Origin of the sequence: Streptomyces sp. NBC_01237 (assembly GCF_035917275.1) — a bacterium.
In the GTDB taxonomy this organism is placed as follows: domain Bacteria; phylum Actinomycetota; class Actinomycetes; order Streptomycetales; family Streptomycetaceae; genus Streptomyces.
In genome coordinates, this window is the sequence record NZ_CP108508.1 from 531,109 (window position 1) to 557,533 (window position 26,425).

General features: G+C 70.5%; 25 protein-coding genes and 4 pseudogenes. 16 read left to right on the forward strand and 13 right to left on the reverse strand.

Going from position 1 to position 26,425, the window contains the following annotated elements:
- The first annotated feature begins 130 nt into the window (after positions 1–130).
- The 3 genes from OG251_RS02450 (at position 131) to OG251_RS02460 (ending at position 3,631) form a co-directional block, all read left to right on the forward strand.
- Positions 131–2,515 carry an ATP-binding protein gene (locus OG251_RS02450; protein ID WP_326675351.1) on the forward strand — a complete coding sequence of 795 codons (2,385 nt, stop codon included), beginning with the start codon at positions 131–133 and terminating at the stop codon, positions 2,513–2,515.
- Positions 2,500–3,177 (forward strand): response regulator transcription factor, encoded by a 678-nt coding sequence (locus tag OG251_RS02455; RefSeq protein ID WP_326675352.1) that lies wholly within the window; start codon positions 2,500–2,502, stop codon positions 3,175–3,177. The genes OG251_RS02450 and OG251_RS02455 overlap by 16 nt, the downstream gene beginning before the upstream one ends.
- 100 nt (positions 3,178–3,277) lie before the next feature.
- Complete coding sequence (locus OG251_RS02460; RefSeq protein WP_326675353.1) at positions 3,278–3,631, forward strand: SCO4225 family membrane protein; 354 nt, start codon at positions 3,278–3,280, stop codon at positions 3,629–3,631.
- 149 nt (positions 3,632–3,780) lie between these two features.
- Here OG251_RS02460 and OG251_RS02465 read toward each other — a convergent pair whose 3' ends face one another.
- The 3 genes from OG251_RS02465 to OG251_RS02475 form a co-directional block, all read right to left on the reverse strand.
- Complete coding sequence (locus OG251_RS02465; protein WP_326675354.1) at positions 3,781–4,068, reverse strand: hypothetical protein; 288 nt, start codon at positions 4,066–4,068, stop codon at positions 3,781–3,783.
- A 130-nt stretch (positions 4,069–4,198) separates the two neighbouring features.
- Entirely contained in the window at positions 4,199–5,290 is a 1,092-nt protein-coding gene (locus OG251_RS02470) for a response regulator (protein WP_326675355.1), read from the reverse strand.
- On the reverse strand, positions 5,283–5,504 hold the full coding sequence (locus tag OG251_RS02475; RefSeq protein WP_326675356.1) for a hypothetical protein: 222 nt from the start codon (positions 5,502–5,504) through the stop codon (positions 5,283–5,285). Before OG251_RS02475 ends, OG251_RS02470 begins: the two co-directional genes overlap by 8 nt.
- A gap of 773 nt (positions 5,505–6,277) precedes the next feature.
- On the opposite strand from OG251_RS02475, the gene OG251_RS02485 reads away from it, so the two are divergent.
- Positions 6,278–6,868: a lytic polysaccharide monooxygenase auxiliary activity family 9 protein gene (locus OG251_RS02485; RefSeq protein ID WP_326675357.1), complete on the forward strand. Its 591-nt coding sequence runs from the start codon at positions 6,278–6,280 to the stop codon at positions 6,866–6,868.
- A gap of 93 nt (positions 6,869–6,961) precedes the next feature.
- On the opposite strand, the gene OG251_RS02490 is transcribed toward OG251_RS02485, so the two are convergent.
- The 3 genes from OG251_RS02490 to OG251_RS02500 form a co-directional block, all read right to left on the reverse strand.
- Positions 6,962–7,090 carry a hypothetical protein gene (locus OG251_RS02490; RefSeq protein WP_326675358.1) on the reverse strand — a complete coding sequence of 43 codons (129 nt, stop codon included), beginning with the start codon at positions 7,088–7,090 and terminating at the stop codon, positions 6,962–6,964.
- A gap of 100 nt (positions 7,091–7,190) precedes the next feature.
- Positions 7,191–8,402 (reverse strand): RNA polymerase sigma factor, encoded by a 1,212-nt coding sequence (locus tag OG251_RS02495; protein ID WP_326675359.1) that lies wholly within the window; start codon positions 8,400–8,402, stop codon positions 7,191–7,193.
- Positions 8,399–8,830, reverse strand: a complete 432-nt coding sequence (locus OG251_RS02500; RefSeq protein WP_326675360.1) for a YciI family protein — start codon at positions 8,828–8,830, stop codon at positions 8,399–8,401. Before OG251_RS02500 ends, OG251_RS02495 begins: the two co-directional genes overlap by 4 nt.
- A 195-nt stretch (positions 8,831–9,025) precedes the next feature.
- Here OG251_RS02500 and OG251_RS02505 point away from each other — a divergent pair, with 195 nt between their 5' ends.
- On the forward strand, positions 9,026–10,519 hold the full coding sequence (locus OG251_RS02505) for an MFS transporter (RefSeq protein ID WP_326675361.1): 1,494 nt from the start codon (positions 9,026–9,028) through the stop codon (positions 10,517–10,519).
- A gap of 193 nt (positions 10,520–10,712) precedes the next feature.
- Here the strand turns inward: OG251_RS02505 and OG251_RS02510 are convergent, their stop codons facing one another.
- Positions 10,713–11,495, reverse strand: a complete 783-nt coding sequence (locus tag OG251_RS02510) for a sirohydrochlorin chelatase (protein WP_326675362.1) — start codon at positions 11,493–11,495, stop codon at positions 10,713–10,715.
- 2,251 nt (positions 11,496–13,746) lie between these two features.
- Here OG251_RS02510 and OG251_RS02515 point away from each other — a divergent pair.
- The 5 genes and pseudogenes from OG251_RS02515 to OG251_RS02540 form a co-directional block, all read left to right on the forward strand.
- Positions 13,747–14,331, forward strand: coding sequence for a hypothetical protein (locus OG251_RS02515; protein WP_326675363.1), 585 nt, complete (start codon positions 13,747–13,749; stop codon positions 14,329–14,331).
- A gap of 569 nt (positions 14,332–14,900) precedes the next feature.
- The gene (locus OG251_RS02525; protein ID WP_326675364.1) at positions 14,901–15,131 is read left to right on the forward strand and encodes a hypothetical protein; all 231 of its coding nucleotides are present in this window, start codon (positions 14,901–14,903) and stop codon (positions 15,129–15,131) included.
- Positions 15,132–15,280: 149 nt separating this feature from the next.
- Entirely contained in the window at positions 15,281–15,808 is a 528-nt protein-coding gene (locus OG251_RS02530; protein WP_326675365.1) for a GNAT family N-acetyltransferase, read from the forward strand.
- Between the two features lie 421 nt (positions 15,809–16,229).
- The gene (locus tag OG251_RS02535) at positions 16,230–16,577 is read left to right on the forward strand and encodes a VOC family protein (RefSeq protein WP_326675366.1); all 348 of its coding nucleotides are present in this window, start codon (positions 16,230–16,232) and stop codon (positions 16,575–16,577) included.
- A 44-nt stretch (positions 16,578–16,621) separates the two neighbouring features.
- Positions 16,622–17,324 (forward strand): annotated as a pseudogene (locus tag OG251_RS02540) (CoA transferase); the annotation flags it as partial.
- Positions 17,325–17,434: 110 nt separating this feature from the next.
- Here OG251_RS02540 and OG251_RS02545 read toward each other — a convergent pair.
- On the reverse strand, positions 17,435–17,950 hold the full coding sequence (locus OG251_RS02545; RefSeq protein WP_326675367.1) for a hypothetical protein: 516 nt from the start codon (positions 17,948–17,950) through the stop codon (positions 17,435–17,437).
- Positions 17,951–18,045: 95 nt separating this feature from the next.
- On the opposite strand from OG251_RS02545, the pseudogene OG251_RS44940 reads away from it, so the two are divergent.
- A pseudogene (locus tag OG251_RS44940) lies at positions 18,046–18,273 on the forward strand (TetR family transcriptional regulator); the annotation flags it as partial.
- A complete protein-coding gene (locus OG251_RS02550; RefSeq protein WP_326675368.1) occupies positions 18,236–18,925 on the forward strand; it encodes a TetR/AcrR family transcriptional regulator C-terminal domain-containing protein in 690 nt (229 codons plus the stop codon). The pseudogene OG251_RS44940 and the gene OG251_RS02550, both read left to right, overlap by 38 nt.
- Before the next feature lie 12 nt (positions 18,926–18,937).
- Here OG251_RS02550 and OG251_RS02555 read toward each other — a convergent pair whose 3' ends face one another.
- Complete coding sequence (locus tag OG251_RS02555) at positions 18,938–19,300, reverse strand: DoxX family protein (protein ID WP_326675369.1); 363 nt, start codon at positions 19,298–19,300, stop codon at positions 18,938–18,940.
- Positions 19,301–19,482: 182 nt separating this feature from the next.
- Positions 19,483–19,974 (reverse strand): annotated as a pseudogene (locus OG251_RS02560) (cupin domain-containing protein); the annotation flags it as partial.
- Positions 19,975–20,054: 80 nt separating this feature from the next.
- On the opposite strand from OG251_RS02560, the gene OG251_RS02565 reads away from it, so the two are divergent.
- Positions 20,055–20,906 (forward strand): LysR family transcriptional regulator, encoded by an 852-nt coding sequence (locus OG251_RS02565; RefSeq protein ID WP_326675370.1) that lies wholly within the window; start codon positions 20,055–20,057, stop codon positions 20,904–20,906.
- 169 nt (positions 20,907–21,075) lie between these two features.
- Here OG251_RS02565 and OG251_RS02570 read toward each other — a convergent pair whose 3' ends face one another.
- Positions 21,076–21,954 (reverse strand): sigma-70 family RNA polymerase sigma factor, encoded by an 879-nt coding sequence (locus tag OG251_RS02570; protein ID WP_326675371.1) that lies wholly within the window; start codon positions 21,952–21,954, stop codon positions 21,076–21,078.
- Positions 21,955–22,048: 94 nt separating this feature from the next.
- On the opposite strand from OG251_RS02570, the pseudogene OG251_RS02575 reads away from it, so the two are divergent.
- Positions 22,049–22,497 (forward strand): annotated as a pseudogene (locus OG251_RS02575) (carboxymuconolactone decarboxylase family protein).
- 216 nt (positions 22,498–22,713) lie between these two features.
- Here OG251_RS02575 and OG251_RS02580 read toward each other — a convergent pair.
- Both OG251_RS02580 and OG251_RS02585 read right to left on the reverse strand, forming a co-directional pair.
- Positions 22,714–23,316, reverse strand: a complete 603-nt coding sequence (locus OG251_RS02580) for a response regulator transcription factor (protein WP_326675372.1) — start codon at positions 23,314–23,316, stop codon at positions 22,714–22,716.
- Complete coding sequence (locus OG251_RS02585) at positions 23,313–24,446, reverse strand: sensor histidine kinase (protein WP_326675374.1); 1,134 nt, start codon at positions 24,444–24,446, stop codon at positions 23,313–23,315. Before OG251_RS02585 ends, OG251_RS02580 begins: the two co-directional genes overlap by 4 nt.
- Before the next feature lie 272 nt (positions 24,447–24,718).
- Here OG251_RS02585 and OG251_RS02590 point away from each other — a divergent pair, with 272 nt between their 5' ends.
- Positions 24,719–25,603 (forward strand): ABC transporter ATP-binding protein, encoded by an 885-nt coding sequence (locus OG251_RS02590; protein WP_326675376.1) that lies wholly within the window; start codon positions 24,719–24,721, stop codon positions 25,601–25,603.
- A 36-nt stretch (positions 25,604–25,639) separates the two neighbouring features.
- Positions 25,640–26,359, forward strand: coding sequence for an ABC transporter permease (locus tag OG251_RS02595; RefSeq protein WP_326675378.1), 720 nt, complete (start codon positions 25,640–25,642; stop codon positions 26,357–26,359).
- Positions 26,360–26,425 lie beyond the last annotated feature (66 nt).

Consider the following 26,425-nt stretch of genomic DNA (forward strand, 5'->3'; position numbering starts at 1 on the left):
GTGGTTGCGCTCCGCCCGCGGTCCACCCGGAGGTGGCCGCCGCCGGTCCGTCTCTACCTCCGGTTAGAGGCGGCGATCCCCCTTCGGCCGGAGGCACGCCGGGAGTCGGCGACCGTAGCCTCGTCACATCATGCAACGAACCGACGACCGGCTCCTACCGGTCCTCCTGCTCGCCGCCCAGGCCGCTGTATGGCCCGGTGCGGCACTGCTGCGCGGTGTCGAGCCATCCGCCGCCCAGCTCCTCGCGGCCGCTCTGACGGGTGGTCCGGTGACCATGGCGCTGGCCGCCCGGCGGGCTCGCCCCGTGCTCGCCCTGCTGGTGGTCGTCACGGCCTGCGCCCTCGGCGCGGGTCCGCTGCCCGTCGGTGCCGTGACGGTTCTGGGCACCGGCGGCGTGGCCCTCGCGCTCCTCTCCGTGGCCGTCGAGCGGGACACCATGACCGCGCTGCTGTGTGTGGTGACGCTCGAGGTCTGGCAGGCGCTGCACGGCATCACGCTGCACGGGCTCGGTCAGCGCGACGGCCTCGATCTCCTGCTCACCACCCTGCTCTACGCGGCCGCCTGCGGCACCGGACTGCACCTGCGCCGAGTGCGCGCCGCGCGTGACACCGCCGAGCGGCGCCTGCGCCGGGCGGAGTCGGAGCGCGACCGGCTTCCGGCGACCGAACGGCGGCGCATGGAACGGGAGCTGCACGATGTCAGCGCCCATCACCTGACGGCCGTCGTGGTCACCTGTGAAGCGGCCCTCGGGCTGCGCGAGCACCGCCCCGAGCTGGCCCGGGAGGCGCTGGTCTTCGCCGCCGACACCGGCCGCGAGGTGGGACAGGCGCTGAGCGCCGTCCGGTCCCCACAGCCCACGGCGGAAGACGGCCCGGCCTCCCGGGAGCGTCTGAACGCGCTGGTGAACGGCTTCCGAAGCCTCGGGCAGCCCGTGACCGGCGACATCCGTGGCCTGCCGGGAGGCTTCGCCGACGAGGTCGTGTACGCGATCGTCCGGGAAGCTCTCACCAACGCGGTACGTCACGCCTTCGGCGCCCCGACCACGGTGCGCTGCACCCACGACGACCACCGCACGGAGGTCATGGTGCGGAACGGGCCCGTGGACCCGCCCGCCGGTACTGCGGCGCCCGGCGCCGGGCTGGGCGGCGGGCGCGGCCGGACCTTCCTGCGGGGGCGGGCGCGCGAGGCGGGCGGCACACTCAGCAGCGGTCCGACGGCGGACGGCGGATGGGAAGTGCGCGCGCTGCTGCCGGGGCGGGTCGCGGGGCCGCCGCGGTCCGCCGTGCCGAGGACGTACCGGGTCGCGCAGTTCGCCGCGGCCGTGGGGCTGTGCCTGCAACCGCTGCTGCCGGTACTGGTCGTACGGGCGGACGACGCGTCCAGCGGGTCCGGCATCTCACCCGGAGTGCTGTTCGCGCTGCTGGCCACGGCGCAGGCGGTGTCGCTGCTGTGGCTGCGGCGGGCGCCACGCACCGTGCTGGTCGCCCTGGCCGCGCTGGCCGCTCTCTGGCCGGCCGCGATGGCCGTGAGTGGGTACGCGGGGCCCATCGTCCTGCCGCCCCTGATGAGCATGATCGCCACCTGTACGGCGCTCGTCGTGCTCGCGTCCCGCGCTCCGTCCGACGCCGGCACCGAGGCACCGGCCCGGCCGGCCGCGCCCGTGGCGCTCGCCGTCGTGCACGCGGCGGCCGCGACCGTCGCCGTACTCCTCACCGGCCGTGGCGCGGGTGCGGTGGCGGTGGCCGGGCTCGCGAGCGCCGGTGCGGGCCTGGCGGCCGGTGCCGCCTGGTGGACGGGAGTTCGGTACGGGCGCCGCGAGCGGGCCGTCAGGAACGCCGACGACGACCGCCTCGCCACATGGACCGGGGAAGCGGTGCGGGACGCCTGGGCCGAACGCCGCCGCATCACCGCCGGGCTGGAGACGACCGTGCTCGCGCGCACCGCCGACGTGGTCGACGCGGCCGAGGCGGGCCGGCTCGCGGAGACGGCGCACCGGGCCCGTGACGCGCTGGCCGCCATGCGCGCCCTGCTCGATTCGGTTCGTGAGGGAGCGCCATCGGCCGAACTCCGGCCGCAGCCCACACTTGAGGCGCTCGATCTGCTCGCCCAGCAGTGCCGGGCCGGCGGCCGCGAGGTCGAGGTACGGCGCACCGCCAGGGTTCCGCAGCGGCTGCCGGCCGCGGTGGACCTCGCCGCCTACCGCGCCGCGGAGACCCTCCTGGCGGCCGGTGGTGACGGTCCCACCTCGCTCGTGCTCGACGCGGCGGACGGCGTCCTGAGCCTCACCGCCACCGGTGCCCCGCACGCGGCCCGCCCGGCCGTACGGGAGCGGCTGGCGGCGCACGCGGCCGCCCTCGGCGGCAGCCTGTCCACCTCTCGGCCGGACACCGCACTCCTGCGCCTGCCGCTGGGGCCCATGGCGAAGAGTCCCGACCGGATCGACGAGACCTCGGACACCGGGGCACCCGCCCCGGAACGGGGAGACGAGGAGGGGCCCCGATGCCCGTCACGGTGATGGTCGTCGACGACCAGAGTGTCGTCCGAGCGGGCTTCGCGGCCGTCATCGACGCGGAGCCGGACATGACGGTGGTGGGTGAGGCGGGCGACGGCGCGACCGCGGTCCGGCTGGCCGGACAACTCGCCCCCGATGTGATCGTCATGGACGTACGGATGCCCGAACTCGACGGAATCGCCGCCACCCGCATTCTCACCGGCCGTGACGGAGGGCCGCGCGTGCTGGTGCTGACGACCTTCGACCTCGACGCGTACGTCTTCGACGCGCTGCGAGCCGGTGCTTCCGGTTTCCTCCTCAAGGACGTCCAGGCGGCTGAACTCCTGCACAGCATCCGTGTGGTGGCCGCCGGCGAGAGCGTGCTCGCGCCCTCCGCGACGCGTCGCCTCATCAGTCACTACGCCGCCGGGCCGCGCACCGGGCCCCGGGCGGGTGCCGAGCCGGGAATCCTGGACCGGCTGACCGCACGCGAGAACTTCGTCCTCGCGCTGATCGCCTCGGGGCTGAACAACGCGGAGATCGCCGAGGAGCTGGGCATCACCGTCGGCACCGTCAAATCCCATGTCAACGCCCTGCTGCGCAAGCTGGGGCTGCGCGATCGGGTACAGGCGACGATCCTCGCCTACGACCTGGGCATCACCCGCCCGAACCCGCCCTCCGCGTAGTCCCGCTTCCTGGACGCACCGCCGAGCCCATCCCCCGCCCCTCCCGGCGGGCACACCGGCACGCCGTGCCGCGACGTCGCCAACGGAAAGGACCCCTCCCATGAACGCGCCCACCGCACACGAGGAGCACAGCGCCATGACCACGTCCAAAAACCCCTTCCTGCGTACGGTGCGTGAGGCACTCAGCAGCGTCGTCGCACTCGTCTACCTCGGGGCCTGCGCGATCCTGCTGATCTGGGCACTCACGGCGGACGCCGGGGACGACGCGTCCTTCGCCGGGGTGATCCCGACGCTCGCCACGGCACCGGTCAGCCTGGTTCTGCTGGTACTGCCGGACCACATTTCCATGGCGGTCCTCGCCATCGCTCTGGGCGCGCTGGTGAATGCCGTGCTGATCGGCTGGTGCGTCCGCACCCTGCGCCGGGGCCGGGGCGGTTCCACGCCGACGGCCTGAAAGGGGCGGCCGGCCTTGGGGGCGGGCACGTGGTCCGCCCCCGGCGCGGCCAAAACGCTTACGCCGCTGCGGCGTTCGACTCGCCCGGCGGTACGGCTTGTGCGGCGGTCCCACCGGCGGCCGGGCCGTGGGACCAGTGGACCGGGACGCTACGGGCCGTCCTTGCCCGGCGGGGTCCGCGGCCTGCGCCACATGATCATCAGGAATGAGGCCACCGCCAGCACGCACCCGAGCAAGGCGAACGCGGCGCCCACCCATTCGGCCGCCTCCCAGGTGGTGCTGGTCGAGAGCCTGCATGTCGGGTCGCACTCCCAGGAGTTGGCGGAGTGCCGCGTCACGGCCCAGGTGGAGGCCAGACCGAGGAGGAGCAACAGGATCCCGGACCAGAACATCCTGCGAGCGGCGAGCAGGTAGCCGCGCGAGTGGGTGTCGACCATGCGGCCACGGTCCCAGGCAACAGGCCCGGCGGGCAACACCTGGGTGCCGGGGCGACCGCAGCCGCTTCACGGCGGCTTCGCCCGGCGCGCGGAACCGAGCCGTTCGGCGTATCCGGGAGCCGGACAGCCCTTAGGGGGCCGGGTGGCCGACCCGTCGTTCGAGGTGGATCTCGGTGAAGACGGCGACCTTGGCGCGCAGGGCCCAGGGGTCGAAGGGCTTGCTGATGTAGTCGACCGCCCCGGCCGCGTACCCGCGCGCGGTGTGCTCGGGATCGACGCCCATCGCGGTGAGGAAGATGATCGGTACGTCCCGGTTGCGGGGCCGGCGCTTGATGTGGGCGGCGGTCTCGTAGCCGTCCATCTCGGGCATCTGCACGTCCATGATGATGACGGCGAAGTCGTCGTGGTGGAGCAGCGCCTTCAGTGCCTCCCGGCCGGAGGAGACCGTGACGAGTTCCTGGTCCAGCGTCTCCAGCACGGCCGTCATGGCGAGCAGGTTGTCGGGCTGGTCGTCCACGACAAGGACCTTGGGCATGGGCTGGGGCTGGGATGCGGGCTGAGGCAGGGCCGATGGGTGCTCGACGGCCTCCAGCTGGCGCTCCAGCAGATCGCAGCGGGCCTCCGCGTCCGCCCGTTGCTCTTGCGCTGCCTGGAGTTCCTTGCCCAGCCGCGCCACCTCCCGCCGCAGGACGTCGCGCTCCCCCAGCAGTTCCGAAACGTCGGGGTGTGCCGCGGCCAGCTGGCCGGCACGCTCGCGCTCGGCCTTGAGCGTCGCTTCCATCTGGTTGAGCCGTACTCCCAGATCGGCGATGCGGTGCGCGCGGTCCAGCAGGGCGTCGCCCAGGACGTCGCCGCGGACACTGGAGCGGCGTGAGACCCGGTCCGCGTCGGCCAGTTGCTGCTCGATGATCTGTGCCGCGTGTTTCGGGGAGGAGTTGGCGTCGACGGCGGACCCGTAGAGCTCGCGCACGAACTCGATGGTCTCGGCGGTGACGGTGGTGCCGCGGTGCTCGGCCAGGTCGGCGAACAGGTCCATGACCACCGGCCAGGGAGGTAAGCGGGTCCCGTTGAGGTAGCGGGAGAACGTGCCGGGATCACGCCGGTGTCTTGCCGCGTACCGGCGCACGGACACCTCCAGCCCCTCGAACAGCTCCCGCAGGGCCTCGGCCAGTGCGCGTGACTCACGCGTCAGGTCCTGCCCCAGGGGCCGCAGTTCACCCATGATCCTTCGCCTTCCCGCAGACGCCCGTGTTCTCTCCGGGTGCGATCAGACGGTCGAAGAACGGGATCGCCGGCCCGGCGACGGCGAAGCCGAGGAGCACACTGCGTGGGGAGCCCTCCCCCGCCAGCCAGGACAGTGCCCCCGCCGCTGTGCCGCTGAGCACTGCCAGCAGGAGAACCAGAGCCGTCTTCAGTGGCAGCAAAGGCCGATCCACGTGTGTCTCCATTCATCTGCCCCGCTCGGAGCGGGAGAGGTGTCCCTCCCGGCTGACGGCCAAGTGGGTGACACACAGCATGGTGCGTCACCGGACCGTTGCGGTACGTGATCAAGGGATGAGGCAACGAAACCCGTCGTCGCCACGGGCCCGCTGCCGGGAGAAGCCCTCGTTCACGCAGCTCAGCAGGCCGATGGGCCAGTACGTTGCCAGTGTGCAGCCGTGCAACGTTGCCGACGCGGTGCGGCAACACCTTCTGCTGCCGGGCAGCACGAGGCCCCGGAGCCGTTGTGACTCCGGCGCCCGGGACGGCACTTCGGTACGGACGGCACTTGCGCTCGGGGTAGATGCGGAGAACGGCGTGCCGGGCCGGCCCAGCGGCGGAGCCGCTCTCGGGTACGGGCCGTCCAGCACGGCCGCCAGCTCCCGTCGTTCGGCCGCGAGCGCCCACTGATCAGCCTGCCGCGCGGCACAGGGCCGCTCGGGGTCCTCGACCACGCGTGCGCGCAGGCGGGGTTCCAGCCCCGCGGCCGCGGCCTTCCCGGGCCTGCCGCGTACGAGCCTTTCGGCGCCGGGTAACGGCTGACGCGTGAGCCGGACAGCGGGGAACGACGGGGCGTCATGACCGCCGCCCCGGAGACCGGCGACCCATTCTTGGTATGGACACGACCAAATACCGTCACTAGTCTCGGAGTTGGTCTAGACCTAGTGGAGTGGGGCGCGCCCTCTCCACTCGTCTCGCAGCGCCCCCACACCTCCCTCAGGAGCGAAGCATGCGCCGAAGGATCACCTCATCACTGCTCGGGCTCGGCATCGCCGCAGTCTCCTTCCTCGCCACCACCGGCAGTGCCCAGAGCCATGGCTACACCGATGCCCCCGTCAGCCGTCAGCAGCTCTGCGGCCTCGGCACCGTGCACAACTGCGGCCAGATCCAGTGGGAGCCGCCGAGCGTCGAGGGCCCGAAGGGTTTCCCCGCCCGCGGCCCGGTCGACGGCACCCTCTGCGCCGGTGGCAACGGCCGGTTCTCCGAGCTCGACGACCCGCGCGGCGGTGCCTGGCCGGCAACGAAGATCACCGGTGGGCAGAGCTACACCTTCCGCTGGAAGATCGAGGCACGTCATGCCACGACCGACTTCCGCTACTACATCACCAAGGACGGATACGACCCCACCAAGCGGCTCACCCGGGCCGACCTGGAGTCCCAGCCGTTCCTGACCGTGCCGTTCGGCGGCCGCCTGCCGGGCTCCACGGTGTCCCACGCCGGTGTCCTGCCGCAGAAGTCGGGCAAGCACCTGATCCTCGGCGTCTGGACCATCGCCGACACCGGCAACGCCTTCTACGCCTGCTCGGACGTCACCTTCTGATCCCGGCCTGAGCGCGGCCCGCGCTCGCAAGCCCAACGGGCCCGGGGCGGGCGGTTCAGGAAAGCGGGACCGTCCGCCCCGGCCGGAGCGCCCTCAGGAGGCTTGCACGAGTGACAGCGGAGCCCGGCCCTGTTCTCGCTGTCCGGGGGGCACCACTCCGGGAAGCCGGGACTCCACCGTCCCGTCGAGATCGAGGCGCTTCTCGGCTTCCAGTGGGAGCATGCCGGATGCCGTCCTTGGACCGCGGGCCACCCGATGGTTGACCACAGGCTCCGACGGCGAGACGCGCCCCTTCCTCGGGGCCGTTTCCGCAGTGCGGAATCTACGGTCTCACCCGGCCGGCCCGGGACTCCAGGTAGCGACGCTCGGCAATGCTGGCGGTGGACTTCGCCGCGCGCCGGTAGTGCTCGTACGCCCCCGTCGTGTCGCCGGCCTTCTCCAGCAGGTGCGCCTGCACCGACAGGAGCCGGTGGTGCTTGGCGATCCGCTCGTCACGGTCCAATGTGGCCAGCAGGGCCAGCCCTGCCGCCGGGCCCTCGGTCTCGGCGAGCGCGATGGCGCGGTTGAGGGTGACCATCGGATTGGGGGCGATCCGTTCCAGGATCAGGTAAAGGGCGTGCACCTGCGCCCAGTTGGTCTCGCCGGTCGTGGCCGCGTCGGCGTGCGTGGCGGCGATGGCGGCCTGCAGCTGGTACGGCCGCAGCTCCGGGCCGGCCAGTGACGCCTTGACCAGCCCGAGGCCCTCGCCGATCAGCCCGTGGTCCCACCGCGTACGGTCCTGTTCGTCCAGCGGCACCAGGTCGCCGTCCGCCGTCGTACGTGCCTCCCGGCGGGCGTGGGTCAGCAGCATCAGCGCGAGCAGCCCGGTCACCTCGCTGTCCTCGGGCAACTGTGTGTGCACCATTCTGGCCAGCCGGATCGCCTCCTGCGCGAGGTCGGTTCGGTGCAACTCACTGCCGGAGGAGGCGGTATAACCCTCGTTGAAGATCAGGTAGAGCACATGCAGGACGACCCGTAGCCGCTCTTCCCGCTCCGTGCCGTCCGGCAGGCTGAACGATCTGCCGGCGGCCTTGATGCGCTGCTTGGCCCGGCTGATCCTGGCCGCCATGGTGGCCTCCGGCACCAGGAACGCGTGGGCGATCTCGGCGGTGGTCAGGCCGCCCACGGCGCGCAGTGTCAGGGCGGTCTGGGAGGCCGCGGTCAGCGTCGGATGGCAGCACAGGAACAGCAGAACGAGGGTGTCGTCGGTGTCCGGCACGTCCTCGGGAAGCACCTCGGCGGCCGTTGCCGCCTCCCGCTCCCGGCGCGCGCGGTCACTGCGCATCTGGTCGATGAGCCGCCGGGACGCGACGGTCACCAGCCAGCCGTGCGGGTTGTTGGGCACACCTTCGGCCGGCCATTGCACGGTGGCGGCGAGGACGGCCTCCTGTACGGCGTCCTCGCACCCTTCGAACTGACCGTACCGGCGTACCAGCGTGGCGAGGACCTGCTGCGTGAGCCCACGCAGCAGGTCCTCGATGGGTGGTGCTGTCATGCCTCCAATTGTCCGTCGGCGAACATCACCTGTCGCACCTCGACCCCGAGACCCTCGATCGCGGCGTCCGGGATCTGCGAGGCCAGCTCGATCGCCCGCTCCTTGTTCTCGCAGTCGATCAGGTAGAAGCCGCCCAGATACTCCTTGGCCTCCAGGAAAGGTCCGTCGGTCACCACCGGCCGGCCGTTGCGCACGGACACCACGGCGGCCTGCGACGGGTCGACCAGCGCCTGCGTGGAGATCAGCTCACCGGACCTCTTCAGCCCCTCGATGAACGCGCCGTGGCCGTCGCCGATCGCCGCCTTCTCCTCGTCGCTGAGCGCGTCCAGCACGGCCGGGTTGATGTGCAGGCCGATCAGGAACTTCATCTCGTACTCCTCGTGGTTCGCGAGCCCTGCCGGGCCCTTCGACCGGTTGGTCGGAGCCACCGCCGTCGTCTTGACATCCCTGCCCGGACTTTCGCATGACTTTTTTCGCCGTCGCACCGTCCGGCCCACGACGACGTCACGTGCGCCTGACGCCCACCGCGGCAGCCGAAGAAGTCGCCGTCCGTACCGATGTCAAGAAGGTCCCGACCGCTCCGACCAACCGGCGAAACGTCAAGAGACCAGGGAGTTACGGATATGCGCGTCAACCGGGCGTGGCTGGGACTGATCGTCCTGATGCTGCCGACCTTGCTCGTCGCAATGGACACGACAGCGTTGCTTCTCGCCCTCCCGCGGCTCAGCGCCGACCTGGGTGCCACCAATGTCCAGCAGCTGTGGATCAGTGACAGCTACGGACTCATGGTGGCCGGCCTCGTCATCACGATGGGTACGCTCGGCGACCGGATCGGCCGGCGAAGGCTGCTGATGATCGGCGGAGCGGCGTTCGCGGTGCTGTCGGGCGTGGCCGCCTTCGCGGTCAGCCCGCTGATGATGATCGTCACGCGTGCGCTGCTGGGCGTCGCCGGCGCGACCCTGGTGCCCTCCACGCTGGCCTTGGTCACCAACATGTTCCGCGACGAGCGACAGCGCGGGAAGGCCATCGCGATCTGGGCGACCTGCCAGTTCACCGGCGGCGCGCTCGGACCCGTACTCGCCGGTTTCCTGCTCCAGCACTTCTGGTGGGGATCGGTGTTCCTGGTCGCCGTGCCGGCGATGGCAGTGCTGCTGCTCGCCGGGCCGCTGCTTCTGCCGGAGTTCCGCGGCGACCGGGCCGGGCGGCTGGACCTGGCCGGCGTCGGGCTGTCGCTCGCGGCGATCCTCCTGATGGTCTACGGCGTCAAGCAGCTGGCCGTCGAGAGCGTGCCCGTCGTGCCGGCCGTGGCGCTCGCCGCCGGCGCGGCCATCGGCACGGTGTTCGTACGCAGGCAACTGCGTCTGGAGGAGCCTCTGCTGGACCTGCGCCTGCTCCGCGACCGCCCGTTCACGGCCGTGCTCGTCGCGCTGGCCTGCGCCGGCATCGCCATGGCCGGTACGGGCCTGCTGGTGACCCAGTTCCTCCAGAGCGTGCTGGGCTTCTCCCCCGCCGCGTCGGCGCTGCTGTTCGCCCCCATGGGCATCGGCGTGGCGATCGGGACCATGGCCGCACCGGCGCTGGCCCGTCGGATGAGGCGGACGACCGCCATCGGGGGCGGGCTGGTGGTGTCGGCGCTCGGCAGCCTGCTGCTGGTCGGCGCCGACGGGCCGAACGCCCTGGTACCGGTGATGATCGGCATCACCGTGCTGGCACTGGGCACCGGCCCGCTGTTCGCCCTGGGCACCGGGCTGGTCGTCGGGTCCGTACCACCGGAGCGCGCCGGCTCGGCCGCGTCGATGTCGGAGACCGGCAACTACCTCGGTGGTTCGCTCGGCTTCACACTGCTCGGTGTGGTGGCCGCGGTGGTCTACCGCAGCAGGATGGACGGCACGTCCGACTCACTGGCCGGCGCGATCGCCACCAGCAGGCACCTTCCCGCCGACCGGGGCACGGATCTGCTGCACACCGCTCGGGAGGCGTTCACCTTCGGTCTACAGGTCACCGGCGTCATCGCCGCGGTCATCTTCGCCGGGCTGGCCGTGCTGATCCTGACCGTGCGCCCGGCAACCCGGACCACCCCGGCCGTATACGCCGGCCACGGGACGACCCGTTCGTAGAACCCCGTCGCGGCGCCCACGCCGCCGTTGCCCCTGTCCGAACCCGGCGGAATGAACGCCGAGCGCGCGGCCACCACCCACGAACACCAGGGTGCCGTGGCGACCGTCGATGTCGGGGGCGTCCTCCGGCGCCCGCGACAACACAGTCTGTGGCCGCAGGCATCGACGCGGTGGTGGCCGGTCGTCGGCCCCGTCAGAGCCGGTCGGCCGCCCCTGCTGTTCCCGCCCGCACGTCGCAGGCTTCGTGGAAGCGTTCCAGGATGAGCTCGACCAGTTCAGGCGCGTCTCCGAGCGGTTCGGAGATGCCGACCGCGCCGGCCTCGGTCGACGCGTCGGCTGCTCGGCGGAACAGCATTCCAGGGGCGAAGCAATAGGACGCGACCACGACCCGACGCGCTCCCGCCAGGCGGAGTTGCGCCACCGCCTCCGCGGCAGTCGGCGACGCGGTCGACGCGAAGCCGGCCAGGCACGGCAGACCGAGGTTCACTCCCAACGCGGACGCCATGGCGGTCACCGACGCACACGCATCGCTGTCGCTACTGCCCGCGGCCGCCACCACCACCCCGTCGAACTCGGCATCCATGTCGGTGAGACGGCGCCGCAGCGCGGCGACCAGTCGCGCGTCGGGCTCGCCCGGTGAACTGCCCAGCACCGGCGTCACCACCGGCACCGGAGCCGGCAGGCCGGACAGCGCCCTGGGCAGGTCGACCCGGGCGTGAAACGCGGAGGTCAGCAGCAAGGGCACCACGACCACACGGTCGACTCCGGTCTCGGCGAGTGTGCCCAGCACGTGGCGTGCCCGGGGACGGGCGTGCCGGAGATACGCGACCTCGACCCGGCATGCCTGGGACAGCCCGACCGCATGGGCGAGCGCGCGAGTGGACTCCTGCGCCTGGGAGTCGATACTGCCGTGCGCCAGAAGGAGCAGCGCGCTCGCCCCGGACCCGGGGACCTGTTGATGCGGCGTCTCGATCACGTTGGTCACTGTCGTACCACTCTCGTCACGCGGTGCGGGTGCAATGGAGTGACGATGACCTTAGCGTCCGTGACGGCCCTTTCGGCGGGATCCGCCGACTCCTTGCTCGCACGAGGGGTCGTGGCGCTGCACACCTGCCCAAGGATCAGGTCCTGCGCAGTGGTCCTGATGTGTGTCCGAGCCCGCACGGAGTCACAGAAGGCGGACCGGTCTCCGGCGTATGCGGTGCGGGTCAGCTGTGCTGAGCTGAGTGCGTACAGCGGCAGACCCGCGGTGAGGGAAGAAGGGACGAGGACGCGTTGGGCGGTGCGACAGTCCAGGGTGCTGCCTTCGCCGCCGAAGACCGCCGCGATGGTGTCGGTGCCCCGGCCGTCCAGTGACTCCGTGGATATGTGGATATACCGAGGTGCGCGGCGAGCGGGATGTGTTCCGGCCGGGGGTGGCCCCACAGGATCGGCCGGGCCGTCGGCAGGGCGCCGACCAGCAACGGCACCTCCGCGCTGCCGAGCAGGTGGACGTTGTCGATGACGACCGCGACATCGGTTTCCGGCTGAACGAGAAAGGTGTGCACCCGGCGCGCAGTACCTCGATGCCCGCGGCGGCCGGCAGGAATCCGGCCTCCGTCCCAGGATGCCAAGCGGCCGGCTCCCGCGCCAAGGCGCCCGGTACGGAGGCGGCCGGCAGGAACACGACGTCGAAGTGGGTCACCGGCTGGGGACAGTGCGCGGCGGCGTTCGCCGCCCACGTCGTCCTGCCCGCTCCCGAGAAGCCGACCACCAGCCTCACGAACTCTTCGTTCGCGAGCTCCGGCTCCCTGTCTCGGGGGCGTTAGACAGCGGGCAGTTGGGGGAAGGCCGCAACTCCTCCACGAACTGCTCGTACAACTGCGGCAGATCCGCGGCGCGGGAACCCACGGCCGTGAACACCGGTGCAGGCGTACTGAACCCGGGCCGCCGGCTTCCGGACCAGGGTCTCGGCGCTCAGCGACCCGAAGGAGGATCTGCTCGGCCTGGTCGGCACAGTTCTTCAGCATGGCGGCGAGGTCGCGCCCGGGGTCCGGCAGCCACGTCTCCGCGGGGTGCGGCCGTCCCGGCCCGACGATCGCCACGTCCGCGGGCCAGTGCGCCTCTCGCGTCCGGGTCAGGAGGCGCTTTCCCCTGTCCGCGTTGGTGACCACGATCAGGTAGGGAGTGCCGGTCCGGCGGCCCGCCGTGTGCTCGTCCCGGATGCTTCGGAACTGATCTACCGCGCCCTCCACGTCGCCCCGGGTCAGGTTGTCCTGACGAGTCTTGACCCGCAAGTAGAGCCAACGGGCGTCGAACGCGACTTCCACGTCCTCATCGCGTTCGTCGCGCAGGCACCGGCCCTCTGCCGCCCGCAGCCGCAGCAGGCAGCCGACCGCGTACAGATACTGGTAGGTGAACCCGCGGTGCAACGAAGTGATACGTCTCGGTTGTTCGGCGCTCAAGACGTCGGGGGCCTCGCGAGCGCTCCGCGGTTCGGCGTCCGTGCTTGCCCCACGCGATCGGCCTTTCGGCACCTTCCCAGAGTAGTGGCCGGGCACCGGCACCGACCTCCGTTCCCACTGCCGAAAGCCTCGCTGTCACAAGGCCGGATGCGCGGCCCGGATCGCCCAACAAGGCCGTAACGCAACGGAGTCCGAGCTCCTGGCCGTCTCCGGAGCGACCCTGCGGCTCATCCTGTCGTCCCGCCTGTGGTGTTCCTTCAGCCGCAGTGCCTGGGCACCGTGGTCCGCCGGGACGGCTCGCGACCGGTGTGAGCGGTCCCATGGGGACAAGCGATCGTCAACATTGGAAGCGATACACCCAGCCAGTCCGCGCGCTCTCTCCGAGGTCTGCCGACGACCGGGTTCTGTGGCAGGAAGGAGGTGGCTGCCGACTCGAAAGGAGTCGTCTCCGAACCTGCGTAGAGGAGATACACGCCACCACCGACCCCCCGTTCCAGTAGTCCGGCAGGGTTCGGAGCCCTCGGAACGACGGGCTGAATTGGCTGGTAGGGGCTCTTCCGACTTACCCGCCGGCACTTCCGGCTTGGACGATTTCCGGTCGCACCCGAACCCGTCGCAGGGGTGAGTGACCCCGCCCCACGCCGAGGCATGGTGACATGTGATCGAACCCTTCAGCAGCTCTCTATCGAGTTGCACTACCACGCATCGGTCCGGTGTCTCGGCTTTACTGGGTAACATCAGCCGCTACAACCCGATTGGCGCACATGAATAGACGAGGATCCCATGTCTCAAAACACACCCAAGTCCGGTCTCACCGCAGACTACGCACAGAGGATCGCCGACGACCTTTCGGCCAACCAGAGTGAGCAGGCACGCGTACGTGCCGAACTGACTCGGCTGCAGGACGAACTTGTCCAGCTGGAGCAGAGCGAGCAGGTCCTGGTGAAGATGCAGCACGTCCTCGGCGGCGTCGCCGCACCGGCCGCGAAGACCGGCAAGGGACGGAAGGCCGCCACTGTTGCCGCGCCTGTCCGCCCCAAGCGCAAAGCGAGTGCACAGAAGGCGCCGCGCAAGGCAAAGCCCGCGACGGGGGAAAGCACCCCTGCCAGGACTTCCGGTGAGCCGACGTGGCGTGAGCTGATCACCGAATACCTCGCCGGGCATCACGAGCCCAAGTCCGCGGCCGAAATCGCTGCGGCCCTGACCGAGGCCAATCCGAAGCGCGATGTGAAGGTGACTGTCGTGCGCAGCACTCTGGAGCAGGGTGTCGCGCAGGCGCTGCTGGAGCGCTCCAAGCAGGGACGCTCCGTCTTCTACAGCCCGGCCGCTGCCGCGACCCGCGACGAGACCGAAGCTGCGGCCGAGTAACTCGCGGATCGCCGTCGGCAGGGGCATCAGCTGGGTGACGTCAGTGCGATTTCCGCCGGTCATGGACGCCGCGAGCAGGATGACCCGCCCGTCGACGAGGAAGTGGTGCCTGCTGCCCGGCCATGCGCGGCCGACCGGGCCGGCACCACTTTCGGCCCCGCCCAGCGACCGAGGACATGGGATGGGCCGGCCACCGCCCGCGACCTGTCGAACCGTCCGGCCACCCGCTCGAACCGGTCGGCCCGCCGCTGGCAGATGCGGTGCGCCTTATTGAGGCAGCCGACGGCAGACGTAACGACGGCAGCTGCGACAGCCACCCCGATGCTGCGTGAACCTGACGCCCGGGGACGACAGCGACAGCCACATGTATCTCCGGCATCTCCTGTGCCTGCGTGGGGTGTTGCGGACTGAGGCCTTGCACGCGGAGGCCGTCTCTTCATCTCGCCTGCGAGCGGGCGGGGATGCGGTGCGGGCTCGGGGGCCATGCCGTGTCGCTTGCGTGTGCCGATGCAACAGAGTTCGGGCCGGATGCATCGTGGAAGCGTCAGGGTACGTAGCTCGGTTGGCGCGTGTCGCGGAGTTGCCCGTTTCCGGTACGGGGTGAGAGTGCGGGATCCGCTCCGCCTGACGCGAACAGCACCGTCAAGGTCCAGATCGACGAGACGGCGGACGGTCTGGTCCAGATCGCACGTCCCGGACAGGCCGTGACGCGTGCGGCCCGGTCGCTCAACGACATGCTGGCCGGGATCCGGCCGGTCGCGGAGAGCTTCGTGGACGGTTTCCGCGACATGCACGAGTGAGGCCCGCCGCCCGCCGGGGCGGGAGCGGGAGGCGGCAGGGGAACTTGTTCCGGCGGGGAGAGCGGTCTCCGGCGGGCGTAGAGTGCGGCGGCGCGGGCACCCCCGCAGAGGCCGCCATCTCATCAGAGGCACCGCGACGAGGATCAACCATGCGCAGCAGCACCAGAATCCGCTTGATAGAGCCCACGGACGCCGCAACGATCGCCGCGCATCGAGCGCGGGACGTCGAGGCCTTCCGACCGTGGGAACCGGCCCAGCCGGCCGGCTTCTTCACCCCGGAGGGCCAGGCGGAGCGAATCGACAGCCTGCTGGCCGGATACCGGGCCGGCACGGTCTGGCCGGGCGTGGTGCTCGCCGACGACCAGGTGGTCGGGCAGGTCACCGTCGGAGGCATCCTGCCGCAGCCGCACCTGCGTCGGGCCTCCGTCGGATACTGGATCGCCGGCGTCGCCCAGAATCAAGGGCATGCCGGGCACGCCGTCGGGCTTGTACTCCGGGTGATGACGGACGAACTCGGGCTGCACCGCGCCGAGGCGTCCACCAATCTGGAGAATCTGCCGTCGCAACGGGTGCTGCGCCGCAACGGGTTCAGCCCGTACGGCGTCGCACACTCCTCGATCCTTCTCGACGGGAGCTGGCGGGACGGGCTGCTGTGGGAGCGGATCCTCGGCGACTGAGGTCGCGCGGAGGATCAACGTGCGGCTTCCGGACGGGCGTCCGTCGGGCCGGGGTGCGTGAGGCAACGGTCCGCGAGGGTGGCGACGACAAGCAGGGCGGGAATACGCGAAGGCGGACGCGGGCGATGGCCGACGGCGCTGGAATGCCCACTTCGAGAAACATCCTGACCGACGGCCGACGCCTCTGCTTCACCGACTACGGACCGGCTCTGTCGTCCCGCTTCGGCATGCCCCCGACGAGGCCGATTTCTTCGAGAGACACCGAACGCACGACCGCGCGTACACACGGTGAGCGTCCCCGGATGCCGCGGGCGGGGGCCAGGAGTGTCAGCCGAGCGTGTTGCGAAAGTGCGTGCGACGGTGGACGTGGCGTAGTACTTCTGGGACATGGAGACACGTTCGTTCTCACTTGGAGTCGTCGATGGCCGTTCGCCGTGTTGTGCCCAACATCCAGTCGGAGGCCGCGCAGGAGAGCCGGGAGTTCTATGGCCTGCTGGGCTTCGAGGAGGTCATGAACCACGGCTGGATCATGACGCTCGCGTCCCCGTCCACCCCGGCGGCGCAGATCAGCGTCATGACCAGTGACAGGACCGCGCCTGTCACCCCCGACATGAGCATTGAGGTGGACGACGTGGACGCGGCTTACGCGGTGATGCGGGAGAACGGCGCAGAGATCGTGCACCCCTTGCAGGATGAGGACTGGGGCGTACGGCGGTTCTTCGTCCGCGACCCCGGCGGACGGGTGGTCAACGTGCTGGGCCACCGCTGACGACGTGGCGCATGACCGGGTGGGTGCGCACCCACGCCAAGCACACGCCGGCGCTGCGGGACGCCGGCGTACTGCGCGTGGACACTCCCCGGTTCCCCGAGGAAGCGGATGTCCACGCCGATACCGGTATGGGCAAACGCTCCACGCTGCTGGACCTCACCGACGCCGACGGCCGCCACGCCTTCGTCGACCTGCTCAGCCGGGCGGACGTCGTGGTGACCGGCTACCGCCCGGGGGCCCTGGACCGGCACGGGCTGAGCCCCGACGAGCTCCTGGCCCGGTGACCCGGACTGATCGTCGCCCAACCGTGCGCCTGAGGCTGGTCCGGCCCCTGGGCCGAGCGCCGCGGCTTCGACAGCCTGGTCCGGGCCGGTACCGGAATCGCCGCGATCGAGGCCACGGCCGACGGCCGCCCCGGTGTACTGCCCGCGCAGGCGCTGGACCACGGAACCGGCTGTCCGCTCGCCGCCGCCGTCCTGCGTGCGCCGAACGACCGCCGGGCCACCGGGGGCGGGCGGCATCTTCGCCTCTCCCTGGCGGGCACGGCTTCCTGGCTGCTGCACGGCATCCGTCCCGTCCCCGCACAGGACGGAGCCGACACCTACGACCCCGGATCGTGGCTCACCGAGACCGAATCGCCGTACGGTCTGCTGCGTCACGCTCTGCCCCCGTCCCTACGACGGCTCGCCCACGCGCTGGAAGCGCGCTCCGAGCCTATGGGGTACCGATCTGCCCGACCGGACCTGAGCCGAGCCCGCCGGGACAGCAATGGGCTTATGGCCCCGCTCGCCTGATGAGGCGTCCGGCACCACAACGGATACACGACGCCGCAGGGTGGCCCTGGCGCCACTGCTGCTTCAGGTGACCAACGCGGCGATGCCTCCGGCGAGCAGGCCCACGACGACGATGAGTGGACTGCCTTTGACGGCGGCGCCGAGGTGGAATCGCAGGTCGCCGTAGTCCGCCATGTCCTCGGTGCCGGGAAGAAGCAACAGGCGGGGGCGCAGCCCCGCGAGGATGATCCAGTCGAGGACGACCAGGTCCCAGACAGTCAATGTGGCGAAGACGAGGGCCGCGCAGACAGCGGCGGGCAGGAACTCCAGGCCGTCGTCCAGCGCACCGTCGAGGCCCGTCATCGCCGCGATCATCAGGGGAAGGCCGCAGACGGCCCAGATGAACACGCCGAAGAGCATCGCTACCCGGTGGCCGCGAGCGCTCTTGGGCCGGCCGTACCGGCGCTGGATCGCGGGCGGATAGTCGTTCAGCAGAAAGTCCCTGCTCATGGCCGCTCCGGCGAACACCGCCGCGGTGAACAGCACACTGAGCACCAGCCCGTAGCCGAGCCCGTACCCGAGGACCGGCGACCACCGCATGCCAACCTCCCGAAGCCTTCCCGTATTTCAGTAAGGCTGACCTAACCCACTATCGCGCATGAAGTCAACGCACTGTGAAGTTCGAGGTCGTTACGATGCCGGCGTGGCAACAACAGACGGCGTCGGGCCGGTCGCGGCACCCCGGGGCGGGCGTGCGGCCGACGGCCGGAGACGCCCGGAGTTCCGCAAGGGCCCAGCCTACTCCGACGACGGAGAGGATCGCCCGTGCGGCCCTGGAGATCCTGGGTGAGGCGGGCCCTGCGGAGCTGACGATGCGCGCCGTCGGTGCGCGCCTCGACGTATCGCCGCGGGCGCTCTACAACTACGCGGCCGATCGGCGCGATCCGCCCGGGGAGATCGTGGCCTTCTGCCAGAGGGACCGGCCACAGCCCCCGGCTGGACGCCGACCGCCGGCAGGAGAGCCTGCGGACCTACTGCCGGGAGCTGCGTGCCTGGTACCGCGGGCACCCGGGAATGCCGGCGCTCGCCCGCGCCGAGGGCCCGTTCGCGTCCGCCGATCCGCTGCGGCCCGACGACATCCTCGTGGGGTTCTTCCCCGACCTCGGCCTGTCTCCGCAGAACGCTTCCCGCGCCTGGTCGATCACCACCCTTCAGGTCTCCGGATTCGCGGAGATCCGGGAGGCCTGGCACGACCGGCCTCCGCCCGGTTCGGACCCGGCCGGATGGACCGGCGTACCACCGAACCCGGCACCCGGAGAACTCCCGCGCCTGCGACGGATCGCAGCCGAATCGGAGAGTGAACCCCCGGACGTCCTGTTCGAATCGGTCCTGACCATGCTCGTCGCGGGAGTGGAAAGCATGGGGTGGGCGTCGCGGCCGACCGGTGCGCTCGGATGCTCACGACGACGGCCACCGGCTCCGGGTGGCTCGCAAGGACGCCGCGGCTCGGGCCTTCAGCGCCGACCCGGACAACGCGCCTCCGCCCGGGACGACTTGGCGGCGAAGGGCCCCTGACGCGGCCCGATGTCACAGCCACGTCGTCGCCAGCCAGATGGTCACGGCCCCGGCGACGATCAGCGTGAGATTGAGGGCGATCCGGCGGTCACCGCGGCTCAGGTGCACCCTGGTCGCGCCGATCTGCAGCGCCTCGAACCCGATGGCCGCGGCCAGGGCCAGCCAGGGCGCGATACCGGTCAGCGGCGGGAGGATCAGCCCGATCGCGCCGAGCACTTCGATCACACCGATGGCCCTGACGGCGGGCATCGGAGTGCTGTCCACCCAGGCCATCATCGGTCGGAGCCCATCGCGGCTCCGGACGACCTTGACCCCGCCCGCGTAGAGGTAGAACAGGCCAAGCAGACCGGCGACGATCCAGTAGGCGATGTTCACGATTCCTCTCCGCGCTTTTTGTCAGGTGCAGGTGACGGCGTCGTCATCGGGGAGGCGCCTGCCGGAGGCACACGCGGATGCGCATGTGCCTCCGCGGCACGGACGTTCAGAGGCAGGAGCCGCCTCGGCTGTAGGGATCCGGCGGCGTCAGCCATGGTCGCGTTGCCGCCCTCCGGCCCCTCGGCGAAATCGGTGGCGGGCTCGGTGGCGTAACGGCTCATCGTCCGGACGGTCGCCTGTGGGGTCGTGGGCCGGCCGTCGGCGATCATGTCCCGCAGGTCGCGGAAGTACTGCACATACAGGTCGGGCGTGAAGATGCTGAGCATGACGGCCGGTCGGTCGGTGGTGTTGGCGAACGTGTGCGGGGCTCCGGGCGGGACCAGCACGAACGTGCCCTCCGTGGCGTCGTGGTCCTTGTCTCCGACCGTGAACCGCACCGTCCCGGAGATGATGAAGAAACCCTCGTCGTGCTGGGCATGACGGTGTTGCGGCGGTCCGGGCGTGTGCGGGGCGAGGACGGACTCCGCGAGCCCGAGGCGGTGCCCGGTGTTACTGCCGTCTTCGAGGACGCGCAGTCGCGTGGTGCCCAGGAGGATCGTCTCCCCGTCCCCCGGACCGACCACCGATACGTCGGGGTCGGTCAGTGGCTCGCTGGTCAGTGGTTCGTCAGTCATGCGTCGATTCCACCGCCGGGGCGCCGCGGCTGTCCAAGACCTGTTCCCGGACATCGATACCGTCCGGGTATCGTTGCACCATGGAGCTTCGCACGCTGCGCTACTTCGTGGCGGTCGCCGAGGAACTCCACTTCGGCCGGGCCGCCACCCGGCTGCACATGAGCCAGCCGCCCCTGAGCCGGGCGATCAAACAGCTGGAGACCGAGGTCGGCGCCGCACTGCTCGACCGATCGTCCGCCGGTGTCACGCTGACTCCGGTGGGAGAGGTACTGCTGGATGAGGCGCGGGCCCTGCTCGACCGGGCCGACCAGGTACGTGTACGTGTGGCCGCGGCGGCCGGAGCCGCGACCATCACCGTCGGCATCCTGGGTGACAGTACCGATCCGGGCGCGACCCGGCTGGCCGCCGCCTTCCGCCGTCGGCACCCACGCGTCGAGGTCCGCATCCGCGAGACCGACCTGACCGACCCCACCTGCGGGCTGCACGCCGGCGTGGTCGATGTCGCCCTGACCCGCGGGCCGTTCGACGAGACCGGCCTGACCGTTCATGAGCTGCGCGCCGACCCGGTGGGAGCGCTGCTGCGCGCCGACGATCCGCTGGCCCGCCGCGACCGGCTGAAGCTGGCCGACCTGGCCGACCGCCGCTGGTTCGTGTTCCCGCAGGGCACCGATCCCCTCTGGCAGGCGTACTGGAACGGCGGAGAACCGCGCGAGGGTCCGGTGGTGCGTGCCGTCCAGGAATGCCGGCAAGCCGTTCTCTGGAACGGCACGGTCGGCATGACGCTCCTGGCGCACCGGCCGGTGCGGGGGCTCACCGTGGTCCCGCTGGTCGACATGGAGCCGAGCCGGGTGGTAGCGGCATGGAGCGAGGGCGAGACGAATCCCCTGATCCGCTCGTTCGTCCAGATCGCGATCGCCGCATACGGTGCCTGAGCGCCTCACGGCGGCACACCGGTCCGAACCGCGCTCCCACCCGAGCACCCGCATCCAGCACTCGGTCCAGCCGCACGTCAGGGGAGGCACTCCTGGGTCACTGCCGCTGGAGGGCCGGGGCGGCTGGTGGTCCCGGCCCTCCAGCGGCCGGGGCGGCTGGTGGTCCCGCTCACGCCGGATCCGGCAGGTCCATCAGCGCGAGCTTGGCCGGGTCGATCACGACCGTCATGCCGGTGATCCGGCCGTCGATGACGGTGAAGGCGAGGACCGAGAGCGGGGTGCGGTCCTCGCGCCAGGAAACGACTCCCGGGAGGCCGTTGACGAGCACCGACCGCCCCTGCGTGGCTGCGCGGGCGGAGAGTTGCGCGCCGGCTGCGACCTTGGTGGCGCCGAGGGTGACGACCACGCCGGACGGGGTGTCGACGGTCAGTCTCACTTCGGGGTCGAGCAGCCGCAGCAGCTCCTCGAAGTCGCCGTGGCGCGCCGCTGTCAGGAAGGCCTGGACCACTTCTCGCCGCTCCCGTACGGCGGCGGCCGGCCGCTCGTTCGCCCGTACCTTCCTGCGGGCGCGGCTGGCGAGCATCTTGGTGGCGGCGGTGGACCTGCCGAGGATCGGGCCGATCTCGTCGAACGGCACCGCGAACAGGTCGTGCAGCACGAACGCCAGCCGCTCGCTCGGCCCGAGCGACTCCAGAACGACGAGGAGCGCGAGCCCGACCGAGTCGGCGAGCACCGCGTCGTCCTCGGGAGCGGGGTTGTCGTCGAGCGTCACCACGAGCTCGGACAGACCGTCGTCGTAGGACGCCTCCGGGCTGGCCTGCCGTGATCGCAGGACATCGAGACCGATCCGGCCGACCACCGTGGTCAGCCAGCCGGCGAGGTTGTGGATGGTCGCCGTGTCCTGGCGGGAGAGGCGCAGCCAGGCCTCCTGGACCACGTCCTCGGCATCGGCGTGCGATCCGAGCATGCGGTGGGCGACCGCGCGCAGCCGGTCGCGCTGGGCTTCGAACGCCTCGGCCACCGGGTCCGTCGGGCTGGTGTCGGACATGTTGTTACCTTCCTCGGCTCTGCTCCGTCATGGGTGATGACGGGCCCGGAGGGGCGCAGGTAACCGATCAGCCACCGATGAAGGAGCAGGACCGATGGAAGCACGTCTGAAGAGCGCGGCCGGCCCCGATGTGAGCGCAGCGATCCAGCACCTCTACAAGGCGATTCACGCGGGGGGCGTGACCATCACCCGCTGTCCCTGATGCACCTGCGCGCCAGCCGGATCAACGGCTGCAGCCCGTGCATTTTCGCCTCGATCGGGTCGGCGAAGAAGGCCGGTGAGACGGAGGAGCGGCTGCACAACGTGGTCGCGTGGCGCGAGACGCCCTTCTACACCGATGCGGAGCGGGCTGCCCTCGCCCTGACCGAGGCCGCCACCCGGCTCCAGGACGGCGCACCGGGTGTGACCGACGAGATCTGGAACACTGCCGCCGACCACTTCAGCGAGGCACAACCGGGCGCGATCATCCTGGAGGTGGCGATGACCAACTTCTTCAACCGGATCAACCGCACGGTCCGGGAGCAGGCAGGCAGGACCTGGTGAGCCGGGCGGGGCGCCATCCCTCGGAGGCCGTGCCTTCCCAGCGCCGAGGGATGGCGTCCCGCCCGGCTCACCGGCGTTGTCCCTTCCTCGTCCGACACCCCTGTGCCGCGGTACGAGCGCTCGCCGCGGGTCGTCCGGCCGCCCACGCGGCGACCGGTTCGCGGTTCGCGGCGCACCCACTCGACATGGCCGTGCCGGCTCCCGCCCCGACCGCCCCTACAGCCAGTCGTGTTCACGCGCGTAGCGCGCCGCTTCGTGCCGGGTCCGTGTCTGGGTCTTCTGCATGGCGTTCGAGAGGTAGTTCCGTACGGTGCCCTGCGCCAGGTGGAGGCGGGTGGCGATGTCGGCGACGGAGTACCCGCCGCCGGTCTCCCGCAGGACGTCGATCTCCCGGTCGGTGAGTGGGCAGTCGTCGACGACGGCGCGTGCGGAGACGTCCGGGTCGATCCAACGCCTGCCCTCGTGCAGCGTGTTGATGACCTCCGTGATGTGCGCGGGTTCTGCCGACTTGCTGACGAATCCCTGGACTCCGAGTTTCAGGGCTTTGCGCAGCACCCCCGGTCTGGCATGGCGGGTCACCATGAGGATCACCTGTTCCGGCCGCACACGACGGATCTCCGCGACCGCGCCGAGTCCGTCAAGACCGGGCATCTCCAGGTCGATGACCAGCACGTCGGGCCGGTGTCGCAGCGTGGCCCGGACGGCGGATTCGCCGTCCTGCGCTTCGGCGAGCACTGTGATCTCGCCTTCGAGGGTCAGCAACGACGCCAGCGCTCTGCGCAGAAGGGCCTCGTCGTCCGCGAGCACCACGGTGGTCATCGACCGTCCTCCCGTGCCGCGGAAAGCATCGTCGCCGAGCGGAGGTGCGGAAACGCCGCAGCCGTGAGGAAGTTCCCGTTCTCCTGCTCCACCGTCAGCTCGCCTCCGCTGTCGCTCACCCGTTCCTTGAGGGTGGCCAGTCCGCTGAGCACGGGAAGGGGACCCTCCCGCGCGCCGTCGTTGACGATGCTGATGCCCGACTTAGACAGCGTGATCCCCACCCGCGTGGCTTGCGCGTGGCGCAGGATGTTGGTGGTCGTCTCGCGGAGGAGCTGGCCGAGCAGTCCGTTGACGCTCTCGTCGACGTCGGCTTCGCGGTGGACGCGTACGCGGATGTCCGCGGCTTCGAAGAGGTTCTTCGCGTTCTCCAGCTCCACGGACAGGTTGAGCCGCCGCTGCGCGTAGGCGAGCTCCTTGGTCTGGGTGATGGTGTCGCTGACCAGGGCACGTACCTCTCGCAGTTCCTCCTCCACACGCCCGGTGTCGCTGCGCAGCAGCTTCTCGGCCAGCATGATCTTCAGCTTCACCACATGCAGGGTGTGGCCCTGGATATCGTGCAGATCACTGGCGAACCGAATGCGCTCCCGGATGACGGCCAGTTCCGCTTCGCGTTCCCTCGATTGCTCCATGATCTTGTAGAACAGCTGGTTGGCGAGCATGAGGCCGGTCGCCAGCGCGGTGGCGCCCGTGGGGACGGCGACGTACCGGATCAGAACGCCCGGTACATCGTCCTGCGATTCCAGCAGCTTCGCTGTGCCCACCGCGGCGACGAACGTGATGAGCGCCAGGGCTGCCACGCCTCGGTGACGGGGCAGCTGAGAGAGGAGGTGGGGGCCCACGATCAGAATTCCGTAGAACGCCGTGTGACTGTCGGCCACCAGCACTCCGAACGGCCACACGGCCGCGGTGATGATCAGGCAGGGGAGTGCGACGCGGGAGGTGTCGCCCGCTGTCCATCGCTCGACGACCACCATGGCCGCCATCACGCTCAGGGTGAGGACCATGGTGTCCCACCGGTTCCGGGCGTCGATCGCCACCAGCACCGCCCCCACGGCGGCGAGCGGCGGGACGAACGCGATGAGGTTCCACCTGCGCAGCCGTCCCTGCGTCGTCCCGCTGTGCTCGAACATCTCGTGCGTCGCTCGCTGGGGCGATCTCACCGGTCACCGCCCGGCCGCCGGGTGCGCGGGCCGGGTGAAGGGATCGCCGGAACGTGCGGGGGCCTGGTGTCCATGTGCGGCTCTCTCCGGGATCGAAAAGCAGAGTCTGCCACCCAGTATTCTTCCGGCTCGGCGGATGACACCAGTGACACTGCGTCATGCCTTCGCCTCAAGGAATGTCATGGTGCGGTGCTGACACCATGGCACTGCCGGTCGCTCGCGAGGGCGGCTGAGATCGGTGCATGACCTCGACACCAGTCATCGACGTTGAACGTCTCAACCTCAGCTACGGCGACTTCCACGCCGTGAAAGACCTGTCATTCCAGGTGGAGAAGGGTGAGCTGTACGCGCTGCTCGGCACGAACGGGGCCGGAAAGACCTCGACCCTGGAGACGGTCGAAGGCCACCGTACGGCCACCTCGGGCACCGTACGGGTCTTCGGTCAGAACCCCCTCGACCGGCGCGCGGTGCGGCCGCGGATGGGCATCATGCTGCAGGAGAGCGGGTTCTCCCCGGACCTGACGGTGAAGGAATCCGTCCGGCTGATCGGCGGACTCTCCCAGCGTACGGACAGGGCCGGACGCGTACTCGACATCGTCGGCCTCACCCAGAAGTCCGATGTCCAGGTGTCCCAGCTCTCCGGCGGTGAGAAGCGACGTCTGGACTTCGCCACCGCTGTGTACGGGAACCCGGAGCTGATCTTCCTGGACGAACCCACCACCGGCTTGGACATCCAGTCGCGGGACGCCCTGTGGGACGCCGTGGACAAACTGCGCGAGGAGGGATCCACCATCGTGCTCACCACCCACTATCTGGAAGAGGCGCAGCAGCGCGCCGATCGCATCGGGCTCATGCACAAGGGCACCTTCCACCAGGAAGGAACCGTCACCGAGCTGACGCGGACCTTGCCGGCCGCGATCCGCTTCTCCCTGCCCGCCCCCGCACCGGCACTGCCGCTGCGGGCCACGCGCGAGCTGGACGGACAGTTCCTGATCAAGACCTTCGGTCTGCAGAAGGACCTCCACACCCTGCTCGGTTGGGCGCACTCCAACGCGGTGGAACTACGGGAACTCCAGGCCGGACCGACGAGGCTCGACGACGTCTTCCGCTCCATCGGCAGCGAATAGGCCCTCCCGGAACTTCCCGAGAAAGGGACCTTCACCATGTTGTCGATCGCTCTCAGCGAGCTGATCCAGATCTTCCGGAACCGGATGGTTCTGGTCACCAGTTTCCTCATTCCCGTAGCGGCCTGCGCGTACTTCGTCTACAAGCACGAAGCCATCGCGGACCTGCGCAGCCTCGGATACATCGCGGCGGTGGTGATGTTCACCGTGGGTGCGTTCGGGCTCTACACCACGGCGGTGACCACGCTCGCCTCGCGCCGTCAGACGCTCTTCCTCAAGCGGCTGCGCTCCACTCCGGCGGGCGACGCCGGAATTCTCTTCGGGCTGATGCTCCCGGTCACCGTCCTCGCGCTGGTCCAGACGACCGCGATCCTCGCCGTACTGGCCGCCGTCGCGGGCGGACCGGCCGACGTTCTACTCCTGGCGGCGGCGGTCCTCTCGACGGTGATCATGATGCTCGGCCTGGCGCTGGCCACGGCGGGAGTGACGAACTCCCCCGAGCACGCGCAGGTGACCACGCTGCCCATCAGCCTCGGCGCCATCGCCGTCTCCAACTGGGTAGCCATCACCGGCACCGAGGAACTCACCCTGCTCAAGCGGCTGCTCCCCGGCGGCTCGGCCACCGAACTGGTCCTCAACGCCTGGAACGGCGGCGTTCCTGTCGCCGACTCCCTGTTTCTGCTGCTGCCCACCCTGAGCTGGGTCATCGTCGCCGTCGCGCTGGCCTCCCGCCTCTTCCGCTGGGAACCGCGCCGATGACCGTACTGAGCGCAGGGCGGTCCTGAGCGCTGGGGGCACGTCGCGCCGAGGCGCACCGTCCCGGTA